At 71.0% G+C, this 13,219-nt stretch carries 13 protein-coding genes; 6 read left to right on the forward strand and 7 right to left on the reverse strand.

Annotation, left to right across the window (positions count from 1 at the left end):
• Positions 1 to 39: 39 nt before the first annotated feature.
• From EL493_RS28995 to EL493_RS29005, 3 genes are all read right to left on the reverse strand, one after another.
• Entirely contained in the window at positions 40 to 891 is an 852-nt protein-coding gene (locus EL493_RS28995) for a TIGR02569 family protein (RefSeq protein ID WP_022567058.1), read from the reverse strand.
• A 111-nt stretch (positions 892 to 1,002) separates the two neighbouring features.
• Entirely contained in the window at positions 1,003 to 2,184 is a 1,182-nt protein-coding gene (gene moeZ, locus EL493_RS29000; protein WP_022567057.1) for an adenylyltransferase/sulfurtransferase MoeZ, read from the reverse strand.
• A 201-nt stretch (positions 2,185 to 2,385) separates the two neighbouring features.
• A complete protein-coding gene (locus EL493_RS29005; protein WP_232017364.1) occupies positions 2,386 to 3,369 on the reverse strand; it encodes a DUF3152 domain-containing protein in 984 nt (327 codons plus the stop codon).
• Between the two features lie 299 nt (positions 3,370 to 3,668).
• Between EL493_RS29005 and EL493_RS29010 the strand changes: the two genes are divergently transcribed.
• Positions 3,669 to 4,331, forward strand: coding sequence for a TetR/AcrR family transcriptional regulator (locus EL493_RS29010; protein ID WP_019048689.1), 663 nt, complete (start codon positions 3,669 to 3,671; stop codon positions 4,329 to 4,331).
• A gap of 81 nt (positions 4,332 to 4,412) precedes the next feature.
• Here the strand turns inward: EL493_RS29010 and EL493_RS29015 are convergent, their stop codons facing one another.
• Together EL493_RS29015 and EL493_RS29020 are read right to left on the reverse strand one after the other, a co-directional pair.
• Positions 4,413 to 4,640: a DUF3107 domain-containing protein gene (locus tag EL493_RS29015; RefSeq protein ID WP_019048690.1), complete on the reverse strand. Its 228-nt coding sequence runs from the start codon at positions 4,638 to 4,640 to the stop codon at positions 4,413 to 4,415.
• A 99-nt stretch (positions 4,641 to 4,739) separates the two neighbouring features.
• Entirely contained in the window at positions 4,740 to 5,276 is a 537-nt protein-coding gene (locus EL493_RS29020) for a YceI family protein (protein ID WP_019048691.1), read from the reverse strand.
• A 100-nt stretch (positions 5,277 to 5,376) separates the two neighbouring features.
• Here EL493_RS29020 and EL493_RS29025 point away from each other — a divergent pair, with 100 nt between their 5' ends.
• Positions 5,377 to 6,249, forward strand: coding sequence for a helix-turn-helix transcriptional regulator (locus tag EL493_RS29025; RefSeq protein WP_198040830.1), 873 nt, complete (start codon positions 5,377 to 5,379; stop codon positions 6,247 to 6,249).
• 3 nt (positions 6,250 to 6,252) lie between these two features.
• On the opposite strand, the gene EL493_RS29030 is transcribed toward EL493_RS29025, so the two are convergent.
• Both EL493_RS29030 and EL493_RS29035 read right to left on the reverse strand, forming a co-directional pair.
• Entirely contained in the window at positions 6,253 to 6,942 is a 690-nt protein-coding gene (locus EL493_RS29030; RefSeq protein ID WP_019048693.1) for a ferritin-like fold-containing protein, read from the reverse strand.
• A gap of 28 nt (positions 6,943 to 6,970) precedes the next feature.
• Entirely contained in the window at positions 6,971 to 8,023 is a 1,053-nt protein-coding gene (locus tag EL493_RS29035) for an alpha/beta fold hydrolase (protein WP_019048694.1), read from the reverse strand.
• A gap of 446 nt (positions 8,024 to 8,469) precedes the next feature.
• On the opposite strand from EL493_RS29035, the gene EL493_RS29040 reads away from it, so the two are divergent.
• From EL493_RS29040 to EL493_RS29055, 4 genes are all read left to right on the forward strand, one after another.
• Positions 8,470 to 10,233 (forward strand): DEAD/DEAH box helicase, encoded by a 1,764-nt coding sequence (locus EL493_RS29040; protein ID WP_019048695.1) that lies wholly within the window; start codon positions 8,470 to 8,472, stop codon positions 10,231 to 10,233.
• A 608-nt stretch (positions 10,234 to 10,841) separates the two neighbouring features.
• Positions 10,842 to 12,080, forward strand: coding sequence for an Rv3212 family protein (locus EL493_RS29045; RefSeq protein WP_022567054.1), 1,239 nt, complete (start codon positions 10,842 to 10,844; stop codon positions 12,078 to 12,080).
• Between the two features lie 36 nt (positions 12,081 to 12,116).
• Positions 12,117 to 12,734: an acid phosphatase gene (locus tag EL493_RS29050; RefSeq protein ID WP_019048697.1), complete on the forward strand. Its 618-nt coding sequence runs from the start codon at positions 12,117 to 12,119 to the stop codon at positions 12,732 to 12,734.
• A complete protein-coding gene (locus tag EL493_RS29055) occupies positions 12,731 to 13,216 on the forward strand; it encodes a GNAT family N-acetyltransferase (RefSeq protein ID WP_019048698.1) in 486 nt (161 codons plus the stop codon). The genes EL493_RS29050 and EL493_RS29055 overlap by 4 nt, the downstream gene beginning before the upstream one ends.
• Positions 13,217 to 13,219 lie beyond the last annotated feature (3 nt).

The following is a 13,219-nucleotide window of genomic DNA, read 5'->3' on the forward strand; positions in this document are numbered from 1 at the left end:
CACATCCGACCCATCGGTCACGATCGGCGCAATTCGCCCTTACAGCGCCAAACGGACCATGTCGGCCGTGCGGGCCAAACCGGGAAACGCCTCGGGCGTCGACCGCGGGTGCAGCGCGTGCACCGCCAGCCGGAACATCAACGCGCGCAACAACATCTGCGGCCACTCCGGGAGTGAGGACCAGCGGTCGAGCAGTCCGTCGTCACCGCCGCCCCACGCCAGCGCGTCCACCACGACCACCCCGGCCGCCCACGCGGCGGGCCGCCAGTACGGAGTGATGTCGGTGAGACCGGGCGTGTGCGCGCCGGCGAACAGCACGGTGCCGAACAGATCGCCGTGCACCAGCTGATCGGGACTGCGGATCGGCTTGCGCAGCGTGGACAGCTGACCGATCAGCTCGAGGCTGCGCTGCCCGTCCGGCGACGCGGTGATCGGCACGCCACCGGCCCGCAGGCTGCGCAGCGGAATCGTCTCCCACGCCGCCCGATCCGCGGCCACGAACACATCGACGTCGACCCACGGCGCCACCGGCGGCTGGACCAGGAACCGCGGACGTTCCAGCGTCGCCGTCGCCTTGTGCAGGCGCAGCGACACCGACACCACCTCGTCGTGCCGCGGCTCCGGCGCGCCGTCGACATAGGTGTCGGCCCGCCAGCCCGACACCACATACCGGCCGTCGGTGGCCCGCACCGGCCGCGCCACCCGCAGCCCGTCGACCGTCAGCGTCTCGCGCACCTTCGCCGACCACGCGGCCCGCGCATGATCGGCTACCGGACTCAGCACCACGTCACCCAGCCGCCAGCCGCCGTCCCAGTCACCGAGGGAGACCGGTGTCACTTCGCGAAGCCCGAATGTGGCCCGCACATGCTCGGGAGGTTCGACTGAGGTCACGGCCGTACCGTAACCCCGGTTTCACCCCCGGAGCCCGAAGGCACGCTGGCAACTCCACTTTGCGACCTCGCCGCAATCTTCGGCGAGGACCGCAACAGCGCAGCTACCCGATCAGTACACCGGCAGCGACGGATCCACCTGCTTGGCCCAGGCCACCACGCCGCCCTGCAGATGCGTGGCGTCGGCGAAACCGGCCCGCTTGAGCGCGGCCAGCGCCTCGGCCGAGCGGATACCGGTCTTGCAGTGCAGCACGATCGGCTTGTTCTGCGGCAGCTCGGCCAGCGCCTCACCGGACAGGATGCGGTCCTTCGGGATCAGCGTCGCGCCCTCGATGTGCACGATGTCCCACTCCACCGGCTCACGGACATCGATCAGCTCGATCTTGTCCGCGTCGAGCAGATCCTTCAGCTCGGCCGCGGTGATCGTCGAGCCGGCCGCGGCGGCCATGCCTTCCTCCGAGACCACGCCGCAGAACGCCTCGTAGTCGATCAGCTCGGTGATCGGCTGACGCTCCGGATCGCGGCGCAGCTTGATGGTGCGGTAGTTCATGTCCAGTGCGTCGTAGACCATCAGCCGGCCCAGCAGCGTCTCACCGATGCCGGTGATCAGCTTGATCGCCTCGGTCACCATCACCGAACCGATCGAGGCGCACAGCACGCCCAGCACGCCGCCCTCGGCGCAGGACGGGACCATGCCCGGCGGCGGGGCCTCCGGGTACAGGTCGCGGTAGTTGATGCCGCGGCCGTCGGGGGCGTCCTCCCAGAACACCGACACCTGGCCCTCGAAGCGGTAGATCGAACCCCACACGTAGGGCTTGCCCGCCAGCACCGCGGCGTCGTTGACCAGATAGCGGGTGGCGAAGTTGTCGGTGCCGTCGACGATCAGGTCGTACTCGCCGAACAGCTCGACCGCGTTGTCCGGCTCCAGGCGGATCTTGTGCAGCCGCACGTCGATCCCGGAATTGATCTCCAGGATCGAATCGCGGGCGCTGTCGGCCTTGGACCGGCCGATATCGGACTCGCCGTGGATGATCTGGCGCTGCAGATTCGACATGTCGACCTCGTCGAACTCGACGATGCCGAGCGTGCCGACACCGGCCGCGGCCAGGTACAGCAGCGCGGGCGAACCCAGCCCGCCTGCGCCGATCACGAGCACCTTGGCGTTCTTCAGGCGCTTCTGACCGTCGACGCCCAGATCGGGAATGATCAGGTGCCTGCTGTAGCGAGCGACCTCGTCCTTGGTCAGTTCCGCGGCCGGCTCCACGAGCGGCGGCAGGGACCCGTTGAATGACACGTCAGAGCTCCTGTATCTATGGCGGCTGGCGCCGCGGGTTTTCGGCCTCGTGACCTCGCCGCCGAGGGGCGATTCTGCGGCTTCGCCGTTACGCCTCGCCCCTCGGCGGCGAGGCGGCCGAAAACCGTGCGGGTTGGCAATGGTGACAACGTCGCCGGCCGCGGGGTTCTTCCCGTCCATGGTCGCGCATGGACGCGGGGCTCACCCCCTCGGGTACGGCCAGGGGTTGAAGCGGCAGGTCTTGCCGTCGGCGGGGACGACGCCGTGTGGGTCGAGGGTGGCGATGTCGTTGTTCTTGGTGCCGAAGGTCTGCTGCATCATGATCGGGGCGAGGCCGCCGTCGGTCTCGCAAGGCTGGTGGCCGTGGTAGCCGATGGCGTGGCCGACCTCGTGGTTGATCTGGTACTGCCGGTAGGAGCCGATGTCGCCGTCGAAGGCCAGCGCGCCGCGCACCCAGCGCACCTCCGACAGCACCACCCGGTCGATGTCGGCGTTGTAGCAGGACGAGTCGATCGGGATCTCGAAACCGCAGGCGGCGCGGGTGCTTTCGCGGGAGGTCAGCGAGAGCCGGAAGTCGGGGTCGCCCGTGTCGATGCGCTGGAAGGCGAAGCGCTGGTCGTGGATCCAGCTCTTGGGGTTGGCCAGGGTGGTCTCCACCATCTTGGCCACCGCGGCGTCGCCGCCGAAGGGGGCGGTGTCGATGCCGTCCTCCACCTCCACGGTGTAGCGGAACACGCGCTCGGTGCCGGTGCCCACCTGGGCGCCGGCGCCGGGCACCACGTGCCAGGTGCCCGCCGCGCGGTCGACGTAGTCGCCGCCCTCGGGCAGGGCGCCCAGCGGCAGGTCGGCGGGGAACTTGCCGTCGCCCGGCGGCGCGCCGATGATGCCGGTGCGCGCCACCTCGGTGCTGAACGCGCCGAAACCGGGGTCGGTCGGGGCCGGGGCCGGTCCGGTCCGCAGCGCGTCGACGATCACCAGCACGGTCACCGCCAGCAACACCGGCAACGCGTAGGCCCGCCAGCCATAGCGGCGGACGAACCGGCCGATCGCGCTCTGCTTCTTGGCCTCGCGCTGCGGGCTGCGCTGACGGCCGAGGTCGGCGTCGGTGGGATTCCAGTGGGCGCGCAGCGGCTGCCGTGATCGGTCGGCGGGCTGATACAGCCCGAGCGGGTCGTAGACCTGCAGTTCTCGCCCTTCTGGCGCCGACGTCACAGAACCGGACTCGGTGGGTTGCGTGGGGCGAGCGACATCGCGCCCGCCGCCGGATGGTCGTTCCGGTCGGTCGGTCACCCCACCAGATTCTCACAGTGCGCAACCCCGGCCTTGCGGCCCCCGCGCGAGATCCCGCGGTTACGGCCCGGCGAACCCCGCTTACTGGTACTACATTTCCAGGGCGAAACTTGTTGGGAACACCAGGCGGGTATCGTTCGTGGGATACCGGACCGCTCACCCATGGCCCGGGGTAATCGACAAAGAGAGCCGAGATGACAGACCTCGTGGACCGCATGACCTCGCGCCGATCGGTGCCGGAAACGGTCCCGGCCAAGCGCGGCACCCGGCTGCCTCGTGACGAGCGGCGCCAGCAGCTTCTGCTCGCGGCCAGCGAAGTCTTCGTGCAGCGTGGCTACCACGCGGCGGGGATGGACGAGATCTCCCAGGTGGCCGGTGTCAGCAAGCCGGTGCTGTACCAGCACTTCGCGAGCAAGCTGGAGCTCTACCTCGCGGTGCTGCAGAACTATGTCGACATCCTGGTGTCGAGCGTGCGCCAGGCGCTGCGCTCCACCACCGACAACAAGCAGCGCGTGCGGGCCGCCGTCGCCGCCTACTTCGATTTCGTCGACAACGAGATGCAGGGCTTCCGCCTCGTCTTCGAATCCGACCTCACCAGCGAGCCGCAGGTGCAGCGCCGGGTCGAGCAGGCCACCGAGGCGTGCGTGGACGCGGTCTTCGACCTCGTCGCCCACGACTCCGGCCTCGACCCCTACCGCGCGCGCATCCTGGCCGTCGGCCTGGTGGGCGCCAGCCAGTTCACCGCCCGCTACTGGCTCGAGGCCGACCGCCCGATCCCCAAGGACGAAGCCGTCGACACCACCGTCGCGCTCGCCTGGGGCGGCCTCAAGCACGTCCCGCTGCACCCGATCGGCTAGCGCGCCAGGGCCATCGGCCCGCCGAGCTGTACGAAAACACCCCGCCATCCTCGGATGACGGGGTGTTTCGCTGTCAGTACTTCAGACCGTGGCGAAGCCGACGCGGCCGGTCGCGGTCGAGCCGATCTCCACGTAGGCGACCTTCGCCGACTGGATCAGGAACTTGCGGCCCTTCTCGTCGGTCAGCGACACCACACCGCTCGCGCCGCTCAGCGCCTCGGAGACCAGCGCCTCGATCTCATCAGGGCTCTGCGCGCTGTTGATGACGAGCTCGCGCGGGCTATCCGAAATACCGATCTTGACCTCCACGGCCAACCTCCGAACGTAAGAGTCCTGTGTTGTCGTCTCCCAGGCTAATGCAGGCGGGTGAGGACGGCGTCATGCCCGCCTGCGCTGTGAGCGAACGGATCAGGCGGGTTCGACGAGCTCGATGTCGAGTTCGATCTTCACCGCGTCCGACAGCATGCCCGGCATGGGACCGCCGACTCCGAAGTCGGTGCGCTTGATGGTGCCGGTCGCGGAGAAGCCGGCGTGCCGGGTGCCGTCCACGAAGTCGGCGACGCCGCCCCATTCGACCTCGAGGGTCACCGGCTTGGTGACGGCGCCGAGGGTGGCCTGGCCCTCGACGGTGAACGACTCGGCCACGCGCACCGGACCGGCGGCACGGAAGGTCAGGGTCGGCCGGTTGGCGACGTCGAGGAAGTCGGCGTTGCGGATGTGGGCGTCGCGGTCGGCGTTGCCGGTGTCGAAGGAGTCCAGGTCGATGGTGGCGCCGATGGTCGCGGCCCCGGTCTCGTCGACGACGAACTCGGTCTCGAAGCGGGTGAAACCGCCGCGGACCTTGGCGATGCCGAGGTGGCGGACGGTGAAGGCGACCGTGGAGTGGCTGGCGTCCAGCGCCCAGGATCCGGCCTTCAGCTGCTGGGTCTGTGTCGGAGAAGTCATGCCTCCACCCTGACCGGACCGCAGTCCGCTAACCAGACCGCGCTTATCCTGGACCTGCCAGGGCGTGGCTGCCGAGCCGCGGACCCGGCACCATCGAGATATGGCAGGCCACGACATGACCGACCACACGGCGGCTCGTTCGGCGTTCGCGGAACTCCTCGTCGCCCGGCGGGCCGAGCTCACGCCGCAGGAGGTCGGGCTGCCCGGCGGCGGCCGCAGGCGCACGCCCGGACTGCGACGCGAGGAGGTCGCGGTGCTGGCCGGCGTGAGCGCGGACTATCTGGCCCGGCTCGAGCAGGGCCGCGACACCAACCCGTCGATGGCCGTCGTCGACGCGCTGGCCACCGCGCTGCGGTTCAACGACACCGAACGCGCGCACTTCGGCTGGCTGGCACTGACCTCGAGCGCCGAGGCGCGCTGCCCGAGTACCGCGTTCGATCCGGTCCTGGATCAGGTGCCGACCGCGTTGCGCGGGGTGCTCGACGCGCTCGCGCCGACACCGGCCTTCGCGCTGGGCCCGCGCGCCAATGTCCTCGCCTACAACTCCGCCTGGGCGGACCTGGCCCGGCCGCTGGGCCTGCTCGACGACCCGGCCCAGGTCAACCTGGCCGACTGGGCCTTCCGGCATCCGCTGGCGCGGACCACGGTGAGCGACTGGCCGCAGTACGCCGACCACCTCGCCGATCAGCTGGCCCGCACCCGGCTGCGCAGGCCGGAGGACGAGCGGGTGGCCGCGGTCATCGCGCACCTGTGCACGGAACCGGAATTCGCCCGCCGCTGGCAACCGCACCGGCTGGCCGAGGACACCCCCACCCTGCTCGGCTTCGAACACCCGGTCCGCGGCACGCTCACCTTCACGGTGCAGACCCTGGCGGCCGAGCGCGATCAGCAGGTCGTCATCTGGCTACCGCGCCAGACCGCGGCCCGCGCACCAGAACTGCGTCTGGTACCAGGTCACGCGGTCGGCGAGTAACGACTACAGCCCGAGTTCGGCCATGCGGGCGGCGTGGCGCTCCTGCATGCGGTCGAACAGGGTGGCGATGCCGTTGAGGTCACCGGTCGCGGCGAGGACCAGTTCGGCCAGCTCGTCGCGCTGGGCCATCACGTACTGAGCCTGGGTGATCGCCTCGCCGAGCAGCCTGCGCCCCCACAGGGTGAGGCGGTCGCGCTCGGAGCGGCTGGCGGCCACCGCGCTGCGGACCTCGTCGACGACGAACTGCGAATGCCCGGTCTCGGCGAGCACGTCGCGCACCACGTCGGCGACCTCGGCGGGGAGCACGCCGACGATCTCGCTGTAGAAGTCGGCGGCCAGACCGTCACCGACGTAGAACTTGACCATCGACTCGAGCCAGGTCGAGGGGTCGGTGGAGGCGTGGTAGGAGTCCAACGCGCCCTGGTACTGCGCCATCGACGCCTCGGGATCGGCGCCGCGCGCGGTGAGCGCCGACTCCAGGGTCTCGAAGTGCGCCAGCTCGGCGGCGGCCATCTTGGCCACGGCCACCCGGCCGCGCAGCGACGGCGCGAGCTTGGCTTCTTCGGCCAGCCGGTAGAAGGCCGAGATCTCGCCGTAGGCGACCACGGCGTACAGCTCGGTCACCCCCGGGTGGTCCGCGGCGAGCGGTTCGGTCGAGGCAACATCCGGCGCGGCAGAGGTCTGTGCTCCCATGACCGTCAACCTTAGTCCCGATCGATGATCAGTCGCGCTCCGCCAGGAACTTGTCGAGGTAGGTCCACGTGGTGTGGCGGGCGTCCGGGCCAGCCAGGATGCCCAGATGGCTGCCGGGAGCGACCTCGTAGGTGACCGAGGGCGAGCCGGTGAGCGTGCGCAGACCCGCCTCGACGGCGGCCTTGGGCGTGATGACGTCGGCCGTGCCGCCGACCAGCAGCACCGGGACGCGCACGTCGGCGAGTTCCACCACGCGGTCGCGCAGTTGCAGCCTGCCCTTGCCGATGTCGTTGGCCAGGATGAACCGGCCCCAGATCTGGCCGTAGAAGCGGCCGGGGTAGCCGGGCATGGCGGCCCGGAACCGGTCGATGGATTCCATCTTGGCCAGCGTCCGGGTGCGCGCGATATTGGTCGCGAGGAACATCGGCCTGGCCAGTTCCCGGTCGATGGCGGCGAGCCGGTAGCCGATCTTGACCAGCGGCGCGGGGATGCCGCCCGCGGCTCGCACCAGCGCGGTGGTGGCCTGGCCGCCGGTCAGGCTCGCGACGGCGCGCAGCTGCGGCATGCCGAGCATCTTGTCGTAGTCCAGCGGCGAGCCGACGCCGGTGACCGAGCGGATCGGCAGTTCCGGGTTGGCGGCCGCGGTGAGCAGCGCGAACACCCCGCCGATCGACCAGCCGACCAGGTCGACGGGCGCGCCGCCGCGATCGGCGCTGGTGCGCAGGATCGCCTCGGGCAGGATGTCGGTGACCCAGTCCTCGAAGCCCATCGCGCGGTCGGCGAAGCTGATGTCGCCGTAGTCGACCAGGTAGGTCGAGCGGCCGGTGGACACCAGATGCCGGGCCAGGCTCTGGTCGGGACGCAGGTCGAAGCAGGTCGCGGGCGCGGCCAGCGGCGGCACCAGCAGCACCGCGGAATCACTTGCGGCGGAAGCTGTTTCGCTCTCGTAGCGACGCAGCAAGCGATGCGGCTCGTCCCACAGCACGGTCGAGGGCGCCGGGTCGGGCGCTTCGATGCCGGAGCCGAAGCTCAGCGCCCACGCGTTGCGGGCCGCGGTGGTGACGGTGTCGGTGATGCTCACGACAAGAATGTCTCATATCCGGTACCGCCGGTCCCACGTGAGCCTCGTTACAGTGCCGCGCCACGCCCGAATTGCGGGACGGCCGAATTGCCCTGCGGGACACGGCCCGAACGGCGCGCAACGCCCCTGATCGAGGCCATTTCCGCACCGGGAAGCCGGGCCGAAATTCGGGCTGCGAACAATATCACGCTACAATCACCGTGGACAACGCTAGATTTATCGCCCCGACAGGCTCTGCGGGCGCGGTACTCCCGCACTTCGCCTGCGCCTCACGCGGGTGGAACAGCGGCGATGTCCACGGAAAATGTGCGCGCACCGAATCCGCATCACCGATGTGCCGCGCCGATGACGCGTTAGCGCTCGGTGCAGGCCCGGTGAATATCACAGGCGGATATGTGGTCGTCGCGGGCCGACCGGCCCGCCCCACCTCGTGCGTGCGAGATGCAATGACGAGGAAGGCACGAACCCTGAGCAAGATCACTGTCGAACAGGAACCCGGTTTGACCGACACCCTCCTGACGGCCGAACTGGACAACACCCACATCCCGCCGAGTTTCGCCGAATTGGGCGTGCGCGACGAAATCGTGCGCGCGCTCGGCGAGATCGGCATCGAACGCACCTTCGCGATTCAGGAACTGACCCTGCCGCTGGCGCTGGCCGGCGAGGATCTCATCGGTCAGGCCCGCACCGGCATGGGCAAGACATTCGGTTTCGGTGTGCCGCTGCTGCACCGCGTCGCCACCGCCGATTCCGGCACCACCCCGCTCGACGGCACCCCGCGCGCCCTGGTCATCGTGCCGACGCGTGAGCTGTGCATCCAGGTCACCAAGGACCTGGAGAACGCGAGCAAGTACCTGACCAACCACCAGGGCCCGCTGAAGGTCGCCTCCATCTACGGTGGCCGGCCCTACGACACCCAGATCGCCGCCCTGCGCGACGGCGTCGACGTGGTCGTCGGTACCCCCGGACGCCTGCTCGATCTGGCCAACCAGAACCACCTGATCCTCGGCAAGATCGGCGTGCTGGTCCTGGACGAGGCCGACGAGATGCTCGACCTCGGCTTCCTGCCCGACATCGAGCGCATCCTGGCGATGGTCCCCGACAAGCGGCAGACCATGCTGTTCTCGGCCACCATGCCGGGCCCGATCATCACCCTGGCCCGCACGTTCCTGACCCGGCCCACGCACATCCGCGCCGAGCTGGCCAACGATTCCGCCGTGCACGACCGCACCGCGCAGTTCGTCTACCGCGCGCACGCGCTGGACAAGAGCGAGCTGGTCGCGCGGGTGCTGCAGGCCGAGTCCCGCGGCGCCACGATGATCTTCACCCGCACCAAGCGGACCGCGCAGAAGGTGGCCGACGACCTGGCCGAGCGCGGTTTCGCGGTCGGCGCCGTGCACGGCGACCTGGGCCAGATCGCCCGCGAGAAGGCGCTGACCAAGTTCCGCAAGGGCAGCATCGACGTGCTCGTCGCCACCGATGTCGCCGCGCGCGGTATCGACATCGACGACGTCACCCACGTCATCAACTACCAGTGCCCCGAGGACGAGAAGACCTACGTGCACCGGATCGGCCGCACCGGCCGCGCCGGGCGCACCGGTGTCGCGATCACCCTGATCGACTGGGACGAGCTGCACCGCTGGGCCGCCATCGACAAGGCGCTCGGCCTCGGCATTCCCGAGCCCGCCGAGACCTACTCGCGCTCGCCGCACCTGTACTCCGATCTCGGCATCCCGGAGGGCGTCACCGGCGTCATCCGGAAGCCGAAGCCGGTCCGCGAGGAGGGCGACGTGGTGGAGGACCGCCCCGAGCGGCCCAAGTCCACCCGCAACCGCCGCCGCACCAGGGGCGGCAAGGCCGATGCCGCGGCCACCGAGCCGCAGGCCGACGCGGGCACCGGCGAGACCACCGCGGCCCCGGCCGACGACGCCGAGGGCGACAAGCCGGCCCGCCGCAGGCGCCGTCGCCGCAAGCCCGCCGAGTCGGGCGAGTCGACCACGACCGAGTCGGGCGCCGAAGCAGCTCCGGCCGCCTCGGGCGACTCCCCTACCGAGTCCGCCACCGGCGACGCCGCCGCCGAGCCCGCCACCACCGGTGACGCGCCCGCCGAAGCCAAGCCCGCCCGGCGCCGCCGTCGGCGCAAGCCGGCCGAGTCCGCCACGGCCGACAGCCCGGCATCCGTCGACAGCCCCGTCACCGTCGACGCCTGACCCAGGCCCCGCACGCCGCCCGCCCCCTGCCCACCTCGGGCCGGGGGCGGTCGCATTTCCGCTTGCCGCCCCGGTCAGGCTCGCCCCGTCCCCACGCGCCGAGCGACTCTGCCTCTCCTCGGGACCGGGCACGGTTGACGCTCCCGCCACGCCGAGCGCCCCTGCCCACCTCGGGACCGAGGCGGTCGGCGCACCCGCCGGTCTTCTGCTCAGGCGCCTGCGCGCCGAGGACAGCCTCGCGGACAGCGCCGATCACCCGGACTCCCGGCCCGGCAGCCCGCCGACCTCGACGCACGACGCGGCACGCCACGCCGATCGCCCCTTGCCCCTCGGGGCCGGATGCGGTCGACGTTCCGCTGGTCAGGCGCCTGCGCACGGAGGACGGCCTCGCGGACGGCGCCGATCACCCGGACTCCCGGCCCGGCAGCCCGCCGACCTCGACGCACGACGCGGCACGCCACGCCGATCGCCCCTTGCCCCTCGGGGCCGGATGCGGTCGACGTTCCGCTGGTCAGATGCCTGCGCGCGGACGACAGCGCTACCGGCGCGAGCGAGCCACCAGGGCCCGCGGACTCGGGTGCCGGCGTGCGGCAAATACACTCGCCTGTGTGCTCGCACCCGAGCGGCGGACGCGCGCCGATATCTTTGCCGCAGTAGCGATCGCCGTCACCCTCGTGGTGGCGGCGATCGTGGTGTGGGCGCGAGCCGACGCCACCGGGACCGATTCGGTCACCGCCTCCACCCCGCCGTCGACGGTCACCGCGGCCACCCAGCTGCCCGCCACCCTGAACGAACTGTGGCACGCGGGCGACGCGGCCAGCACGCGGGCGCTCACCGCGGGCAATGTCGTGGTCACCGGCGACGCGGGCACCGTGAGCGGCCGCGATCCACGCTCCGGCGAGCAGCTGTGGTGGTACCGCAGGGACATGCCGCTGTGCGCGGTGGAATCGCAGTTCGGCACCGTCATCGCCACCTACCGTGACCAGCGCGGATGCAGCCAGACCACAATGCTCGCGGCCGACACCGGCCAGCGCGAGGTGGCGCGCAGCAGCTACATGGACGACGCGATCACCGTCACCGGTGACGGCACCTATCTGCTCGCCCTGGGCCCAGAGCGGCTGGAGATGTGGCGTTCGGACCTGGTGCGCACCCTCGAATACGGCTACCTCGACGCACCGGTGAACCCGAACACCCAGCCCCGCTCCGGCTGCGCCCTGCACTCGGCCGCGTCGAGTTCCACCCGGCTCGCGGTGCTGGAACGCTGCCCCGACGACCCCACCGCCCGGCTCACCGTGCTCAATCCGGCGCCGAAGGAGTCGACCAACCCCGAGGAGTACGGCTCGCGGGTACTCACCGCGCCGGGCGCCGACGCCCCCGAGGTGCGGGTGATCGCGGTGTCGGAGAACAAGGTCGCGGTCTACTACCCGCCGACCCCGGCGACGGCCACCGAACCCGGGCTGCCCGCGCGGCTCGCGGTGTACGACGGCACCGGCAACGAGATCGCCGAACACCGGCTGGCCGCGCCGTGGAACGAGCGGACCACCACGGTGGCCCGGCTCGGATCGTCGGTGTACGTCTTCACCGGCGACAGCCTGATCGCGTTGAGCGCGAGCACTTTACAGCCGGCGTGGACCGTCCCGAACGTGCTCGGCACGCCCGCGCTGATGGCGGGCAGGCTGCTGGTCCCGGTGGCCGACGGGATGCTCGCGGTCGACTCCGCCACCGGCGCGACGGTAGCCCGGATCCCGGTCCAGCGCAGCGACTACGACGGCGGCACCATCTCCACGGCCGTCCTCGGCAACACTGTGTTCGAGCGGCGCGGCGGTCAGCTCTACGCCCTCGGCTGACGGGGTCGCCCGGCGCGCGCCTGCCATGATGGACCCATGTCCACTCCCGACGCCCGGCTGGTCCTGCTGCGCCACGGCGAAACCACCTGGTCCCGGCAGCGACGGCACACCAGCCACACCGATCTGCCACTGACCTCGCTCGGTGAGACCCAGGCCAGGTCGGCCGGGCTCGTGCTGAAATCGCTGGACCTGCGCGATCCGCTGGTCTTCACCAGCCCGCGGCTGCGCGCCCGCCAGACCGCGGAGCTGGCCGGCCTCGGGCACGCCCACGTCGACGACGACCTGGCCGAGTGGAACTACGGCGACTACGAGGGCCTGACCACCGTCCAGATCCGCGAGTCCGTCCCCGGCTGGACCGTGTGGACCGCCCCCGTCCCCGGCGGCGAGACGACCGAGCAGGTGGGCGCCCGCGCCGACCGCGTCCTGGCCCGCGTGGAGCCCCTGCTGGCCGACCGCGACGTCGTCCTCGTCGGCCACGGCCACTTCTCCCGCGTCCTGATCGCCCGCTGGTCCGAATTCCCGGTCACCGAGGGCCGCCGCTTCGCCATGTCCACCGGCGCCATCAGCGAACTCGGCTACGACCACGACGCCCGCACCGTCTGGGGCCACAACCTCACCACCCGCACCGAACCCACCGAGGGAGCCACCCGATGAGTGCTGTCGTCCGCCGCGCGATCCCCGCCGACGTGCCGGCGATGGTGGGGCTGGTGCACGATCTGGCCGAGTACGAGAAGGCCGCCGAGGAGTGCACGCTCACGGACGAGCAGCTCGACACGGCGCTGTTCGGGGCGGCGCCCGCGCTGTTCGCGCATGTGGCCGAGCTCGACGGGGTGGTGGTCGGGTGCGCGATCTGGTTCCTGAACTACTCCACGTGGGACGGGGTGCACGGGATCTACCTGGAGGATCTGTACGTGCGGCCGGAGGCGCGTGGCAGCGGGCTCGGGCGGGCGCTGGTGGCCGCGCTGGCGGCCGAGGCGGTGGCGCAGGGCTACAGCCGGGTCTCGTGGTCGGTGCTCACCTGGAACACGCCCTCGATCGCGTTCTACGAATCCCTCGGGGCCGCGGCGCAGGACGAGTGGATCGGCTACCGGATCGCCGGTGCCGAACTGGCCGCGCTGGCCGCGACGGCGGGCTGAACC

The sequence above is a fragment of the Nocardia asteroides genome (assembly GCF_900637185.1).
GTDB classification, from domain to species: Bacteria; Actinomycetota; Actinomycetes; order Mycobacteriales; family Mycobacteriaceae; genus Nocardia; species Nocardia asteroides.